At 74.5% G+C, this 13,078-nt stretch carries 12 protein-coding genes and 1 pseudogene; 8 read left to right on the top strand and 5 right to left on the bottom strand.

The window, feature by feature from the left end:
• The 3 genes and pseudogenes from BLR02_RS29430 to ygfZ form a co-directional block, all read right to left on the bottom strand.
• Nucleotides 1–1,502, bottom strand: a pseudogene (locus BLR02_RS29430) (hypothetical protein); the annotation flags it as partial.
• A 93-nt stretch (nt 1,503–1,595) separates the two neighbouring features.
• The gene (locus BLR02_RS10920) at nt 1,596–2,108 is read right to left on the bottom strand and encodes a M23 family metallopeptidase (RefSeq protein WP_090570413.1); all 513 of its coding nucleotides are present in this window, start codon (nt 2,106–2,108) and stop codon (nt 1,596–1,598) included.
• Entirely contained in the window at nt 2,105–2,932 is an 828-nt protein-coding gene (gene ygfZ, locus BLR02_RS10915; RefSeq protein ID WP_090663054.1) for a CAF17-like 4Fe-4S cluster assembly/insertion protein YgfZ, read from the bottom strand. The genes BLR02_RS10920 and ygfZ overlap by 4 nt, the downstream gene beginning before the upstream one ends.
• A 60-nt stretch (nt 2,933–2,992) precedes the next feature.
• Here ygfZ and BLR02_RS10910 point away from each other — a divergent pair, with 60 nt between their 5' ends.
• Genes BLR02_RS10910 through asnB form a run of 5 tightly spaced genes read left to right on the top strand, consistent with a single transcriptional unit; the run spans nt 2,993 to nt 8,490 of the window.
• Entirely contained in the window at nt 2,993–3,913 is a 921-nt protein-coding gene (locus tag BLR02_RS10910; RefSeq protein ID WP_090663052.1) for a glycosyltransferase family 9 protein, read from the top strand.
• Nucleotides 3,910–4,674 (top strand): glycosyltransferase family 2 protein, encoded by a 765-nt coding sequence (locus tag BLR02_RS10905; RefSeq protein ID WP_090663050.1) that lies wholly within the window; start codon nt 3,910–3,912, stop codon nt 4,672–4,674. Before BLR02_RS10910 ends, BLR02_RS10905 begins: the two co-directional genes overlap by 4 nt.
• Nucleotides 4,671–5,690, top strand: coding sequence for a glycosyltransferase (locus BLR02_RS10900; protein WP_090663048.1), 1,020 nt, complete (start codon nt 4,671–4,673; stop codon nt 5,688–5,690). The genes BLR02_RS10905 and BLR02_RS10900 overlap by 4 nt, the downstream gene beginning before the upstream one ends.
• Entirely contained in the window at nt 5,687–6,730 is a 1,044-nt protein-coding gene (locus BLR02_RS10895; protein WP_090663046.1) for a glycosyltransferase, read from the top strand. The genes BLR02_RS10900 and BLR02_RS10895 overlap by 4 nt, the downstream gene beginning before the upstream one ends.
• On the top strand, nt 6,730–8,490 hold the full coding sequence (gene asnB, locus BLR02_RS10890; protein ID WP_090570398.1) for an asparagine synthase (glutamine-hydrolyzing): 1,761 nt from the start codon (nt 6,730–6,732) through the stop codon (nt 8,488–8,490). The genes BLR02_RS10895 and asnB overlap by 1 nt, the downstream gene beginning before the upstream one ends.
• Nucleotides 8,491–8,595: 105 nt before the next feature.
• Here the strand turns inward: asnB and BLR02_RS10885 are convergent, their stop codons facing one another.
• A complete protein-coding gene (locus BLR02_RS10885; RefSeq protein WP_090570395.1) occupies nt 8,596–9,435 on the bottom strand; it encodes a pirin family protein in 840 nt (279 codons plus the stop codon).
• 14 nt (nt 9,436–9,449) lie between these two features.
• Nucleotides 9,450–10,064: an FMN-dependent NADH-azoreductase gene (locus BLR02_RS10880; protein ID WP_090570424.1), complete on the bottom strand. Its 615-nt coding sequence runs from the start codon at nt 10,062–10,064 to the stop codon at nt 9,450–9,452.
• Between the two features lie 81 nt (nt 10,065–10,145).
• Between BLR02_RS10880 and BLR02_RS10875 the strand changes: the two genes are divergently transcribed.
• The 3 genes from BLR02_RS10875 to BLR02_RS10865 all read left to right on the top strand — a co-directional run bounded on the left by BLR02_RS10875 (nt 10,146) and on the right by BLR02_RS10865 (nt 13,076).
• Nucleotides 10,146–10,553, top strand: coding sequence for a winged helix-turn-helix transcriptional regulator (locus BLR02_RS10875; RefSeq protein WP_090570392.1), 408 nt, complete (start codon nt 10,146–10,148; stop codon nt 10,551–10,553).
• 22 nt (nt 10,554–10,575) lie between these two features.
• Nucleotides 10,576–11,448 carry a glutathione-dependent disulfide-bond oxidoreductase gene (gene yghU, locus BLR02_RS10870; RefSeq protein WP_090663044.1) on the top strand — a complete coding sequence of 291 codons (873 nt, stop codon included), beginning with the start codon at nt 10,576–10,578 and terminating at the stop codon, nt 11,446–11,448.
• Nucleotides 11,449–11,747: 299 nt separating this feature from the next.
• The gene (locus tag BLR02_RS10865) at nt 11,748–13,076 is read left to right on the top strand and encodes a dihydroorotase (RefSeq protein WP_090663042.1); all 1,329 of its coding nucleotides are present in this window, start codon (nt 11,748–11,750) and stop codon (nt 13,074–13,076) included.
• Nucleotides 13,077–13,078: the final 2 nt, after the last annotated feature.

Raw genomic sequence — 13,078 nt, 5'->3', positions numbered from 1 at the left:
CCCGAAGCAGCGTGATCCTCCGGACCCTTGGCTGGCCCAGGCGTCAGCACATCGACGACATCGACCAGCACAGGCGCGTCGACCGGCGCCACCCCGTCACCGCCCGCCCCACCCGCAGCGGCATGGTCCTCCGCACCCGTCGTCGGACCCGGCGCCGGCACAGCGACAACGCCTTCGAGCCCTGCGCCGCCGACCGTCGCCTGGCCATGCCCCACCGTCATACCCGGGACGAGAACCGGCACGCCGGCGAGGCCGCCGACGACCACATGGCCACCCCCGACCACCACCGGATCGGGCAGGCCGCCGCCGGACGCATGGCTAGGCTCATGGCCGGGCAAGGTCTCCGTCACCAGCGGGGCCGCCTTGTCGTGCACCACCAGGCCGCGATCCGACGCATGGCCGCCGAGGCCGGGCCTGGCGCCATGATCCGCCGCCGTGTCCAATGGGGGACTGGCAGGTTTGGCCTCGGCCGGCCTGGTCTCGGCCACCGGCATCGGCTTGGACCAGGCGGTCGCAGGGGCCTTCGCCTCGACCGGCTTGACGCCTCCGGCCAGCCCATCCGCCACCGGCCCAGGCATCGCCGCATCAGCCCGCACCGGGGCCGCGGTGAAGACCGGCGCCATCTGCGCCGCGGGCATCATCGGCGCCTCGGCGAAGCGTGGCGCGGCCACGGCCGAGGCGGTGGAGGCCGCCTCCGCCGGTCCGGCAGGACGCACCGCCTCGACCTGCGGAGCCTCGGCCGCCAGCGCGAAGGCCTTCGCCGGAGGCACCGGCACCTCGGCCGCCTTCGCCTTCACCGCACCCGAATCGGCCATGCCCCGCGCCACCGCCAGCGCCGCAGCCTCCGCCCCGCCGATCACTTGCGGCCCGGCCGCCTGTGCCAGGTTGAGGCCGAAGGCGGCCTCGGCCAGCAGGGCCGCCTTGCCGAGCGGCGCGCCATCGAGCAGCCGCGTCGCCGCCAGGGTGAAGCCGGCCTCGCGTCCGGGCAGCGGCCCCTCCGCCTCGCCCGAGCCACGCGCGATGCCTGATGGGAGGATGGTCGGCCCCGTGGCCGCGCTCCGGCGCCCGGTCGCCGCCGATCCGCCACTCGGCACCGGTGCATCGCCCCCCCCGGGAGGGGCGGATAGCGGCCCGAGCCCCGGTACCGGCGCCGCCATCGGCGCATCGGGATCAAGGCCATGGCCGGGGTCAGGCGGCAACCCGGCCAGGTCCTGCTCTGCCGGCACCGTTCCACGTGGCCCCAGATGATCGAGCAGCGCCGTCAGCGCCGCGGCACTCAGGCCGAGCGCGGTCGCCTCGCTCAGGGTCACCGGCCCGCGCACGCGCTCCTTCAGCCGGGCCTTGGCCCAGCGGGCGGCGCTCTCCTCCAATTCGGATTTGCTGAGTGGCGGGGGCGGCGGGCGGCTCGGCCGGCTGGCCTCACCGGGCTCGAGGAAGGACGCATCGGCCCGGGCAGCACCCCGCCTCCAGATGCTGGCGCGCTGCCATTGGTCGATGCCCATCCGTACAGTCCCTTGTTGCGCGCCACGCGCGAGTCAAGGAGATTCGTATACGATCTGGAGGGCTGAGGCTTCGCCCGATTGTCACTTGCCGCATCACTCCCCGGCGACCATCCCGCCCCTGGAATGGGCCTGTCGCGCCACGCAGGCTCCGACCGGCAGATGCGGCGCCGGATCCTGCCGCACCCCCTCCGCCAGCAACTCAAAATGCAGGTGCGTGCCATAGGTGATGCCGCTGCGCCCGACCCGGCCGAGCCGCTCCCCCTGCGCCACCACCCGCTTGCCGGTGGCGAGCGCCGGCACCACGGCACCGAGATGCGCATAGCGCGTCACCCAGCCGCCCGGATGACGGAGATCGATCTCGAGCCCCGCCGCGCCCCGCCGCCGGATCGCCACCACCTGCCCCGCCGCCGCCGCGCGCACCCAGGCCCCGGCCGGAGCCGGCAGGTCGACCCCGCCATGCTGGCGCGAGGCCCGTGGCCCCGCCCCCTCCCGCGCTCCGAAGGGCGAGGAGATGCAGGCCGGCTCCACCGGCAGCATCAGGGCCGGCAGCTCCGCCGCCGCCCGCAGGGGCAGCAGGGCGAGCGCCGCGACCAGGGCAGGCCTCACCCGCGCGCCGGCGCGGCCTCGGCCGGCAGCCGCATCCAGCCGGGCAGGCGCGGGGTGAGCACCGCCTCGCCGCAGCGCAGCGCCCGCCCGTCCAGCGCCTCCAGCCGCAGCTGCGCGATGCCGAGCGCCCCACGGCCGGAGCGCATCTCGCCGACCTCGGCGCCCCCGGCCAGCACCGGCGTCCCCGGCGCGGGCAGCGGCCCCTCGACGGCGACGGGCACCAGCCGGCGCTTCAGCAGGCCGCGATACTTGGTCCGCGCCGTCAGCTCCTGGCCCATGTAGCAGCCCTTGGTCCAGGAGACGCCGGCCAGCTCGTCGAAGCCCGCCTCCAGCAGCAGGCTCTGCTCGCCGACCAGGTCCCGGCTGCCATCCGGCAGGCCGAGCGAGAGCCGGTGCGCATCCCAGTCCTCGGCCGTGGCATCCGCCTCTGGCGGCGCGGCCGAGACCAGCCGCCACCCGGCCTCCGCCAGCCTGGGATCGGGCACCGCCCCCGCTGGCATCGGCGCCCCGCCCCAGCCGGCCGCGACCGTCATCTCCGCCGACAGGTCGCGCAGCGCGACCCTGGACCGCAGCCGGAACCGCCCCAGCCGCTGCGCCAGCATCGCCGCCTGCGCCCGCTCGCAATCGAGCAGCAGCCTCTCGCCCTCGGCGATCATGATGAAATCCGCCAGCCACTTGCCCTGCGGCGTCAGCAGCGCGGCGAAGACCGCCCGCCCCGGCACGGCGGCCGCCACATCGTTGGAGACCAGGCCCTGGAGGAAGGCCACCCGGTCCTCCCCCGCGACTTCCAGCACGCCCCTCTCGGGCAGGATTGCGATCGGCATGCAACGGAGTTGGCCCCCCCGCCCCTCCGCGACAAGGCCGGGGCGTGGTAAGGCCCCCTGGTGCGCATCCTCTTCATCACCGCGACCCGGATCGGCGACGCCGTGCTCTCCACCGGCCTGCTGGACCATCTCATCCGCCAGTACCCCCAGGCGCGGTTCGTCGTCGCCTGCGGCCCGGCCGCCGAGGGCGTCTTTGCCCGCATGCCGGGCCGTGCCTGGACCATCGTGCTCGCCAAGCGCCGCCTCCGCCTGCACTGGCTGGAGCTCTGGCGCGAGGTCGGCACCCAGCGCTGGGACTTGGTGGTGGACCTCCGCGGCTCCGCCTTCGCCTTCCTCCTCCGGGCCAGGCGCCGCTTCGTCATGCGCGGCGGCCGCCAGCCCGGCCCCCGTATCATTCACCTCGGCGCGCTGATGGGGCTCGACCCGCCGCCGCTGCCCGTCGCCTGGTTCAATGCCGCCGACCGCGCCCGCGCCGCCGTCCTGCTGCCGGGCGACGGACCCTGGATCGCCCTCGGCCCCACCGCGAACTGGGACCGCAAGGTCTGGCCCGCCGAGCGCTTCGTCGCGCTGTTCAGGGCGCTGACCGCCCCCGGCGAGCCGCTGGCGGGCGCCCGCGCCGCCATCCTCGGCGGCCCCGGCCCGCAGGAGGCCGCCATGGCCGCCCCGGTGCTGGCCGCGCTCGGCGACCGCGCGGTCGATCTCGTCGGCCGCATCTCGCTGCCCGAGGCGGCGGCCGTCCTCGCCCGCTCGGCCCTCTTCGTCGGCAACGACAGCGGGCTGATGCATCTCTCGGCCGCCACGGGCACGCCGACCCTCGGCCTGTTCGGCCCCTCCCGCGTGCAGGAATACGCCCCGTCCGGCCGCCGCACCGCGACGGCCATCGCTCCGGGCAGCCCCGCCCTCGACAGCATGACCGGCCTCACCCTCGACCAGGCCCTCGCCGCCGCCCGCGGGCTGCTGGCCGAGCCGCTGCCCGCATGAGGCTCTCCGCCCTCGTCGTCGCCCGCAACGAGGCGGCACGCCTGCCCGCCTGCCTCGCCAGCCTCGCCCCGGCCGATGAGCTGGTGGTGGTGCTGGACCGCAGCACGGATGAGAGCGCCGCCATCGCCCGCTCCCATGGCGCCCGCCTGCTGGAGGGCGGATGGGCGCTGGAGGGCGAGCGCCGCAACGCCGGCATCGCCGCCTGCACCGGCGACTGGATCCTCGAGGTCGATGCCGATGAGCGCGTCCCGCCCGAGCTCTGGGCCGCCATCCGCCGCGTGGCCGCCACCTCCCCGCACGGCTTCCACCGCCTGCGGATCGACAACTATGTCGGTGAACGGCTGATCCTCCATGGCTGGGGCGGCAGCTTCGGCACCACGCTGAAGCCCATCCTCTTCCGCCGCGGCGCCAAGCACTGGCGCGCCCAGCGGGTCCATCCCGGCCTCGACTGGACGGGAACCGAGGGCGAGCGGATCACCGAGGCCGGCATCCGCCACGAGGTGGACCGCGACATCTCCGACATGCTCCGCCGCCTCGACCGCTACTCCTCGGCCAAGGCGGCGGACCTGCTGGCGGCCGGCGACATCGGCTCGCTGCCCGACAACATCCGCCGCTGCCTCTCCCGCATCCTCAAATGCTACGTCGCGCGGCGGGGCTACCGGGAGGGCGGCTGGGGCCTGCTGATTGCCCTCTGCGCCGGCCTCTTCCCCCTGCTCGCCCATCTCAAGGCCCGGCTGGAACCGGAGCGGCATCGCGGATGAGGATCGTGCTGGCGACCGAGGGCCCGCGCCTCGGCCCCGCCGCCCTGGCCGCCCGCCCGCTCGGCGGCGTCGAGACCGCCTTCGCCCTGCTCGCCGCCGCCTTCCATGCCCGCGGCCACCAGATCGAGCTCCGCGCCGGCACCGAGCCAGGGGAGGAGCGCGACGGCCTGCCCTGGTCGCCCCTCGCCCCCGGCGGCCCCCCGGCCGACCTGGTCATCGCCAACCGCCTGCCCCGGCTGTTCCGCGCCCTGCCGCGCGGCCGCCGGGTGCTGTGGCTGCACAATCCCGGCGGCTACCTGCGGAAGCCCCGGCACCTGCTGCCGCTGCTCGCTGCCCGGCCGCGCCTCGTCACCCTCGGCCCCGCCCACAGCGCCAGCCTGCCGCGCCTGCTGCCCTTCCGCCCGGTCGAGATCCCCCTCGCCCTCGCCCCGCCCTTCACCGCCGGCGCCGCACCGCGCCCGCCGCCGCCGCCGGTCGCCGTCTTCACCTCCAACCCGCTGCGCGGCCTCGACTGGCTGCTCGACCTCTGGACCGCCCGCATCCGCCCCGCAGTGCCACGGGCGGAGTTGCACCTCTATGGCGGCGCTGCCACCTATGGCGGCGATGCCCGTCTCGCAGCCCGCGCCGCCCCGGTGCTCGCCCGCGCCGCCGCCCTCGCCGGGGCAGGCGTCCGCCTCTGCGCGCCGCTGCCCCGCCCGGCCCTCGCGGCGCGCCTCGGCGAGGCCCGGGTGATGCTCTATCGCGGCGATCCCGGCGAGACCTTCTGCCTCGCCCTGGCCGAGGCCCAGGCCATCGGCCTCCCCGCCGTGGTGACGCCCCTCGGCGCCGTCGCCGAACGCGTGGCGCATGGCGTCACCGGCCTCGTCGCCAGGGACGAGGCCGCCTTCGCCAGCGGCGCCATCCGCCTGCTGTCCGACGACACGAGCTGGACGGCGCTCCACACCGGCGCCCTCGCCCGCGGCCCCGGCCCCGGCTGGCCCGACATCGCCGCGCGCTTCGAGGCGCTGGCGCCATGAGGATCGCGCATGTCATCGCCGGCGCGCCCATGGGCGGCGCCGAGGCCTTCTTCGAGCGCCTGGCCCTCGCCCAATTCCATGCCGGCGAGGCGATCCTCGCCGTGATCCGCACCGATCCGGGCCGTGCCGCGCGGCTGGTGGAGGGCGGCCTCGCCCCGGTGCAGCTCCCCTTCGGCGGCCCCTTCGACTTCCGCACCGGGCCGGCGCTGCGCGCGGCGCTCGTGGCCTTCCAGCCGCAGGTGGTGGTCTCCTGGGCCAACCGCGCCAGCCGCTTCGCCGGGCGCCTGCGGCGGGGCGGGGCGCCCTGGCCGCTCGTCGGCCGCCTGGGCGGCTACTACGACCTCAAATACTATCGCGGCTGCGACGCGCTGGTCGGCAACACGGCGGATATCCGCGACTGGTGCATCGCCCAGGGCTGGCCCGCCACCCACGCCCATACCGTGCCGAATTTCGCCGCCGATCTCTCGGGCGCCATGCCCGCCGCCCTGCCCGCCCCGCCCGGCGCGCGGCGGCTGCTGGCACTCGGCCGGCTGCATCCGAACAAGGGCTTCGACATCCTGCTCCGCGCCCTCGCCCTGCTGCCGGAGGCGCATCTGTCCCTCGCCGGCGAGGGACCCGAACGCCCCGCCCTCGAGGCCCTGGCCCGCGAGCTCGGCCTCGGCCCGCGCCTCGCCTTCCTCGGCTGGCGGCAGGATGTCGGGCCGCTGCTCGCCGCCGCCGAGGTCTTCGTCTGCCCCTCCCGGCATGAGCCGCTGGGCAATGTCGTGCTGGAGGCCTGGTCCGCCGCCCGCCCCCTCGTCGCCGCCGCGGCCGAGGGGCCGGCCATGCTCATCCGCCCCGGCGAAACCGGCCTCCTCGTCCCGAAGGAGGACCCGGCGGCGCTGGCGGCCGCCATCCGCAGCCTGCTCGAGGATCCCGGCCGCGCCGCCGCCCTCGCCGCCGCCGGCCATGCCGAATACGCGGCGCACCATGCCGAGGCGCCGGTCCTCGCCCGCTGGCGCGAATTCCTGTCCACCCTCGTCCCGCAGGAGATGGCCTGATGTGCGGCCTCGCCGGCCTCGCCCTGCGCCTGGGGCGAACCCCCTCCGGCGCCACCCTCGACGCGCTGACCCGGGCGCTGGCCCATCGCGGGCCGGACGGCCACGGCCATCACGTCTCGGGCAATGTCGCGCTCGCCCATACCCGGCTCTCGATCATCGACCTCGTCACCGGGGACCAGCCGCTCTTCGCCGGTGCCGCCGCCCTCGTCGCCAATGGCGAGGTGTACAACTACAGGGAGCTGCGCGAGCACAACCAGCTGCACTGCTCGACGGGCAGCGATTGCGAGCCGCCGCTGCACCTGTTCCGCCGCGACGGCATCGGCTTCGCCGACAGCCTGCGGGGCATGTACGCCATCGCCCTGCATGACCGCGGGACGAAGCAGCTCGTCCTCTCGCGCGACCCCTTCGGCATCAAGCCGCTCTACCTGGCCGAGGTCGCGGGCGGCCTCGCCTTCGCCTCCGAGCCGCAGGCGCTGATCGCCGCCGGGCTGGTCGAGCCGCGCATCCGCCCCGAGGCGCGGGCCGAGCTGCTGCAGATCCAGTTCACCACCGGCGCCGAGACCATCTTCGAGGGCATCCGCCGCATCCTCCCCGGCGAGACGGTGGTGATCGCCGATGGCGCCATCACCGAACGCCACCGCCGCGCCTCCCTGCCCGAGGGCGGGCCGGAGGAGATCTCGGCCGAGGCGGCGCTCGCCCGCCTCGATGCCGCGCTCGAGGACAGCGTGCGGCTGCACCAGCGCAGCGACGTGCCCTATGGCATGTTCCTCTCCGGCGGCATCGACAGCAGCGCCGTGCTCGCCCTCATGGCCCGGCTGAACGAGAAGCCGGTGCTGGCCTTCACCGCCGGCTTCGACGTCCCCGGCGCGGCCGACGAACGCGCCGCCGCCGCGCATCTCGCCGCCGCGGCCGGCGCCCGCCACGTCACCGTCCCGGTCACCGAGGCCGAGGTCTGGCGCCACCTGCCCGAGATCGTCGGCGCCATGGACGACCCGGCGGCCGACTACGCCATCATCCCCACCTGGTTCCTCGCCCGCCGCGCCCGGCAGGAGGTGAAGGTGGTGCTCTCGGGCGAGGGCGGCGACGAGATCTTCGGCGGCTATGGCCGCTACCGCGCCGCCATGCGGCCCTGGTGGCTCGGCGGCAAGGCCCCGCGCTCCCGCGGCAGCTTCGACCGCATCGACGTGCTGCGCGAGGCGCCGACCGGCTGGCGCGACGGCACCGGCGCCGCCGAGGCCGCCGCCGCCAGCCCCGGCCGCACCCGCCTCCAGGCCGCCCAGGCGCTGGACGTGGCCGACTGGCTGCCGAACGACCTGCTCATCAAGCTCGACCGCTGCCTGATGGCCCATGGCGTCGAGGGCCGCACCCCGCTGCTCGATCCGGGCGTCGCCGCCAGCGCCTTCCGCCTGCCGGATGCGCTGAAGGTCCAGCGCGGCAGCGGCAAGTGGCTGCTGCGGCAATGGCTCGCCCGCCACTTCCCGGCGGCCGAGCCCTTCAAGCCGAAGCAGGGCTTCACCGTCCCGATCGGCGCCTGGATCGAGGGCGTCGGCGACCGTCTCGGCCCCCTCGTCGCCGCCCAGCCGGGCGTCGCCGAGATCGCCCGGCCGGACCGCGTCGCCGCCCTGTTCCGCCATGCCGGAGGCGAGAAGCACCGCGGCTTCGCCGCCTGGCACCTGCTCTTCTACGCCCTCTGGCACCGCCGCCATGTCGAGCGGCGGCCGGTCCGGGGCGATGTGTTCGAGGTCCTGGGCGAGCGGTAGCCGCCCACCAAACGCGCCCGGCCCGCTCCGTGGCCCTGCCCGAGGCGCAGCGCGCCACGGAGGGGACGCTCGCCGGCTTCGCCCGCAACGCCGTGGAGCGGCCGATCAGGCCGCCCGCAGCGCCGCCACCTCCGGCGCCTGCTCCAGCTCGGCGATCCGCCGCTCGCCCTGTTCGAGCGCCGACGCATCGGTATGGACGGAGTAGTAGCCGGTCACCAGGGGCCAGGGATTCGGCGCCCCGGCCCCGAGCAGGAACTCCGCCGCCCCGTCGGCCTCGACCTCGATGGCGCCCTCGCCCGGCGCGAAGACCGCCAGCTCCCGCTCCAGCTCCTGCCCGGCCACGCGCAGCCGCCCGGCCGCCAGCGCCAGCCAGGCAAGCGACTGCCCCGCCGCCGGCGTGAAGCGCCACCGTTCCCCGTCCCGCAGCCGGACATGCAGCAGGGTGACCGGCATCCCGGCCGGGACCTTGCTCCCCACCCCCTCATGCGCGCCGAGGATGACCCGCGCCGGCCCCGCCGCCGCGACCTGCTCCGCCGGCAGGTAGAGGCTCTCCGGCTCCGCCAGCTCCTGCTCCGGCGGCAATGCGAGCCAGAGCTGGAAGCCCCGCGCCGGCCCCGTGCCCGGCACCGGCCCGCCGGTATGCCAGACGCCGCGCCCGGCGCGCATCCACTCCACCGCCCCGCCGGCGAGCGTCCCCGCCGCGCCGGTGCTGTCCGCATAGGTCATCCGGCCCTCGAGGAAGGTCGTCACCGTGGCGATCCCCGAATGCGGATGCGGCGGGAAACCCGGCCCGCCATGGCTCTCCACAGCGAAGAGGTCGAGAAAGACGAAGGGCTTCAGCACCTGGCCGAGATCGCCCGGGCTCATCAGCCGGGTGATCGGCCCGTGCCGCCTGCCACGCGTGCGGTGGGTCACCGCCCGCGCCGTCATGGTGTCTGCGCTCATGCCCGTCCCTCCCCTCAGGCCGCCAGCGCCGCGATGCGCTGCTCCGCCGCCGCCATCGCCGCCATCCGCTGCTCCGCCCCCACGGCGAGCCCCTCGGCCAGGACGACCTCCGGCTCGGTGATGCCGATGAAGCCGAGCGCCGCCCGCAGGTAGCTCTCGCCATGCTCGAAGGCCGCCGCCGGCGCCCCCGCCCCGTAGAACCCGCCCCGCGCCACCGCGAGGATCACCCGCTTGCCGCCCGCGAGCCCTTCCGGCCGCCCATCCGCCCCGTAGCGGAAGGTCTGCCCGGCGACGAGGATCCGGTCGATCCAGGCCTTCAGCTGGCTGGAAACCGAGAAATTGTAGAAGGCGACGCCGATCACCACGGTGTCCGCCTCCAGGAACTCCCGCAGCACCGCACCACCCAGCGCCAGGTCCGCCGCCACCTCGGGCGCATGCTCTGCCGCCGGGCTCTGCGCCGCCGCCAGCGTCGCGCCGGAGAGATGCGGCACCGGCGCCGCGCCGAGGTCCCGATGGACCACGCGCTCGCCCGGCCGTGCCGCCAGCAGCCGCGCGACGATGCCCGCCGAGAGCTTGCGGCTCACCGAATGGTCGCCAAGGATGCTGGAATCGATCTTCAGGATGGTCATGGTCTTGCTGCCCCTGGTGGTATTCATTTGTGACCAGGGCTATATGCGTGACCGTCCAAACCCCGCCAAGGAGGCACAATTTTGGAACCCGGCCACAGCGAGGGAACCGCCCGGACGCGGCACCTGCCCGGCGATTGCCAGGCGGTCAGCTCCGTCCTCGCCCGCATCGGCGACAAGTGGACGGTCCTTGTCGTGATGATGCTGGCCGACGGTCCCCGCCGCTTCAGCGAGCTGAAACGCGCCATCGGCGGCGTCTCCCAGCGCATGCTGACCCTCACCCTGCGTGGTCTGGAGCGCGACGGGCTGGTGACGCGCACGATCACCCCCACCATCCCACCCCGGGTGGATTACGAGCTCACCGAGCTCGGCCAATCCCTCCGCCGCCCCGTCGAGGCGCTCGGCGACTGGGTCTTCGAGCACCTGCCGGAGATCCACCGCGCCCGCACCGCCTTCGACACCAGGGCGGAGGAGGATCGCCAACCAGGCTAACAATCCGCAAGGAGCGACAGCGATGACCGACGCCCCCGAATACACCCCGCCCAAGGTCTGGTCCTGGAACAAGGCCAGCGGCGGCCGCTTCGCCAACATCAACCGCCCCATCGCCGGCCCGACCCATGAGAAGGAGCTGCCGGTCGGCCGCCACCCCCTCCAGCTCTACTCGCTCGGCACGCCGAACGGCGTGAAGGTAACCATCATGCTGGAGGAGCTGCTGGCCCTCGGCCATGCGGGCGCCGAATACGATGCCTGGCTCATCAAGATCGGCGAGGGCGACCAGTTCGGCAGCGGCTTCGTCGCCATCAACCCGAATTCCAAGATCCCGGCCCTGCTCGACCGCAGCGGGCCGGAGCCGATCCGCGTCTTCGAATCCGGCGCCATCCTCACCTATCTGGCCGAGAAATTCGGCGCCTTCCTGCCGACCGATCCGGCGAAGCGCGCGGAATGCCTCTCCTGGCTGTTCTGGCAGATGGGCTCGGCGCCCTATCTCGGCGGCGGCTTCGGCCATTTCTACGCCTATGCCCCGACCAAGATGGAATACCCGATCGACCGCTTCGCCATGGAGACCAAGCGCCAGCTCGACGTGCTCGACCGGCGCCTGGCCGAGAGCGAGTATCTGGGCGGCGCGGACTACACCATCGCCGATATCGCGGTCTTCCCCTGGTATGGCGGGCTGGCGAAGGGCTGGCTCTACGGCGCGGCGGAGTTCCTCGACGTGCAGTCCTACAGGCACGTCAACCGCTGGGCCGACGCGTTGCTGGAGCGCCCCGCCGTCCGGCGCGGCCGCATGGTCAACCGCGTCCAGGGCGAGCCCTCGAGCCAGCTCCACGAGCGGCACGAGGCGGGCGACTTCGAGACCAAGACGCAGGACAAGGTCGCGGCCGGCTGAGGGTGGCTTGGGGGCGGGCCATGGCCCGCCCCTTCGGGCTTGCCCCGGCGCTCGATTCGATCTAGGAATATCACCCTATAACCGCCACCTCCTGGCAGCGCGGCGGTACCCGCCTCAAACCCTAAATTCTTCAAATTCCACGGCCTGCCGCCAACAATATCAGCAGCTTGGCACTTGCCACCCGCCGCCGGCTTGAAGCGGTTTGAAGTCCCGCACCGCCTCCCGCCCCGCCGGGCAGGGCTTCCACCCCGGCTGCGGCGCGGGATACACCCCCACCGACGAGGAGAGGGAAGAAGCCGATGCCCGCATTCGATCTGGTGCTGCGCGGCGGCACCTGCGTGCTGCCCTGGGGCGAGGAGGCCACCGATGTCGGGGTCCGCGCCGGCCGCATCGCCGCCATCGGCGACCTCCGCACCGCGGACGCCGCCGAGTCCATCGACTGCACCGGCCTCCACATCCTCCCCGGCCTGATCGACGCCCACGTCCATCTGCGGGACCCGGGCGACCCGGCGGTCGAGACGCTCGAGACCGGCACCCGCGCCGCCCTCCTCGGCGGCCTCACCGCCGTCTTCGACATGCCGAACACCGCCCCCTCCATCACGGACCGCGAGCGGCTGGACTGGAAGCGCGGCTACCTGGATGGCCGCGCCTGGGTCGATGTCGGCCTCTATGTCGGCGCGTCGAAGAAGAACATCCCGGAACTCGCCGCGCTCGAATTGCAGCCCAATGTCTGCGCCGTGAAGGTCTTCGCCGGCAGCAGCACCGGCGACCTGCTGGTCGAGGACGATGCCTCGCTGGAGGCGGTCATGCGCAGCGGCCGCCGCCGGATCTGCTACCACTCGGAGGACGAGTACCGCCTGCAGGAGCGGAAGCCCCTGTTCCACAGCGGCATGCCGCACCGCAACCACATGGTCTGGCGCGACGTGGACTGCGCCCTGATCGGCACGCAGCGGCTGATGACGCTGGCCCGCAGGACCGGCCGCCCCGCCCATATCCTCCATGTCTCCACCGCCGAGGAGCTGGAGCTGCTGCGGGACTACCGCGACGTCTCGACCGTCGAGGTGCTGCTGAACCACCTGACGCAAACCGACGAGGCCTATGACCGCCTCGGCGGCTATGCGGTGATGAACCCGCCCATCCGCGACGAGCGCCACCTGCGCGCCGCCTGGGCCGCCATCGCCGATGGCACGATCGATGTCGTCGGCTCCGACCACGCTCCGCACAGCCGCGCCGCCAAGGAACGCCCCTGGCCCGACGGCGCCGCGGGGCTCACCGGCGTGCAGACCATCGTGCCGCTGATGCTCGACCACGTCAGCGCCGGCCGCCTCAGCCTGTCGCGCCTGGTCGACCTGATGTGCGCCGGCCCCGCGCGCGTCTACGGCGCGACCGGCAAGGGGCGCCTCGCCGCCGGATACGACGCCGACTTCACCCTGGTCGACATGAAGCGCGAGCGCACCATCGAGGAGGGCTGGATCGTCTCCCCCTGCGGCTGGACACCCTTCGCCGGCCATCGCTGCACCGGCTGGCCGGTGATGGCCATCCTCCGCGGCGCCGTGGCGATGCGTGAGGACGAGGTGATCGGCAGCCCGCGCGGCACCGGCGTCCGCTTCGCCGAGGCGCGGGGCTGAGC

This window comes from Belnapia rosea, from assembly GCF_900101615.1.
GTDB lineage: Bacteria > Pseudomonadota > Alphaproteobacteria > Acetobacterales > Acetobacteraceae > Belnapia > Belnapia rosea.
Note: the sequence above shows the minus strand (reverse complement) of the source record. Positions and strands in the feature narration are given on the sequence as shown.

Coding starts and splice junctions, on each gene's coding strand:
- ygfZ (WP_090663054.1), bottom strand. CDS start 2,932: ATGCCGATCGCAATCCTGCCCGAGAGGGGCGTGCTGGAAGTCGCGGGG.
- BLR02_RS10905 (WP_090663050.1), top strand. CDS start 3,910: ATGAGGCTCTCCGCCCTCGTCGTCGCCCGCAACGAGGCGGCACGCCTG.
- BLR02_RS10900 (WP_090663048.1), top strand. CDS start 4,671: ATGAGGATCGTGCTGGCGACCGAGGGCCCGCGCCTCGGCCCCGCCGCC.
- BLR02_RS10895 (WP_090663046.1), top strand. CDS start 5,687: ATGAGGATCGCGCATGTCATCGCCGGCGCGCCCATGGGCGGCGCCGAG.
- asnB (WP_090570398.1), top strand. CDS start 6,730: ATGTGCGGCCTCGCCGGCCTCGCCCTGCGCCTGGGGCGAACCCCCTCC.
- BLR02_RS10885 (WP_090570395.1), bottom strand. CDS start 9,435: ATGAGCGCAGACACCATGACGGCGCGGGCGGTGACCCACCGCACGCGT.
- BLR02_RS10880 (WP_090570424.1), bottom strand. CDS start 10,064: ATGACCATCCTGAAGATCGATTCCAGCATCCTTGGCGACCATTCGGTG.
- yghU (WP_090663044.1), top strand. CDS start 10,576: ATGACCGACGCCCCCGAATACACCCCGCCCAAGGTCTGGTCCTGGAAC.
- BLR02_RS10865 (WP_090663042.1), top strand. CDS start 11,748: ATGCCCGCATTCGATCTGGTGCTGCGCGGCGGCACCTGCGTGCTGCCC.